Below are 912 nucleotides of genomic sequence, written 5' to 3' on the forward strand. Positions count from 1 at the left end.
TGATAAAAAATACCCTAAAACTCTCTCTAATGGTTGTAAGTATTTTGCAGGAATTGTTAGTGATCGTGGTGATAAATTTGAACCTTATAAACCTTATTATGAAAAAATCAAAGAATATATGGGAGAAGAGGTTTATAATAAATTAAGCCATGGTATTTCATTAACAAGCTACTATAAATGTGGTGATAAAGTAATGCCTTTAAGCTTCCGTGTAAGAGTTTTTGGGACAAGAACAGATTATGGTCTATATGGATTTGATGAGGCAAATGGGGGATATAGATTTAGTCAAGATTCTTCGATTCAAGCTAATTCGGGCAATATTTTTTATCTTATCAATGATAAATTTGTAAAAAGCAATCAAAAAATATCAGAAGAAAAAATAAAAGGAGTTATTTATTAATGACACCTAAAGAATTCATAGAAGAAGCTAAAGATTATGCAGATATAGCAGATGCAACCTATGCAATGCTACATTACATTGATGAAAATGAAGAGATAGATTTTTTCTTAGATAAATTAAAAAGTGAGAATCCTAATCCTAAAATAAAGCCTCCTGCTAGGTGGATCTATGCAGATGGAATAAAGCTAGGATATGAGATAAAAGACAAACACACAAAAGATGAAAAGACTAAAGAAATTATTACTAAAAATAATCGTAAAATAGGACAACCCACTGCCTATGCCTTAGCCATAGAAGCTAGATTTAGTCAAAATGTAGAGATACAGAATCCTAGTAAGGAAAAACCAGAACTAATCAACAATAAGATTCAAAATTTTATAAACAGAGATAAGGACAATCCACAATTAGAAAATCAAACCCTCCTCGTAGCCACTACCAAAGAAAAACAAGAACAAGATAAACAAGAAAAAGAGTCTCCTAATAATCTCACCCATCACCTCTCTCCTCGCACT

General features: G+C 31.2%; 2 pseudogenes. Both read left to right on the forward strand.

Going from position 1 to position 912, the window contains the following annotated elements:
• Positions 1-400 (forward strand): annotated as a pseudogene (locus CQA44_RS12895) (hypothetical protein); the annotation flags it as partial.
• Positions 400-912 (forward strand): annotated as a pseudogene (locus CQA44_RS12190) (hypothetical protein); the annotation flags it as partial. The pseudogenes CQA44_RS12895 and CQA44_RS12190, both read left to right, overlap by 1 nt.

The sequence above is a fragment of the Helicobacter sp. MIT 14-3879 genome (genome assembly GCF_003364125.1).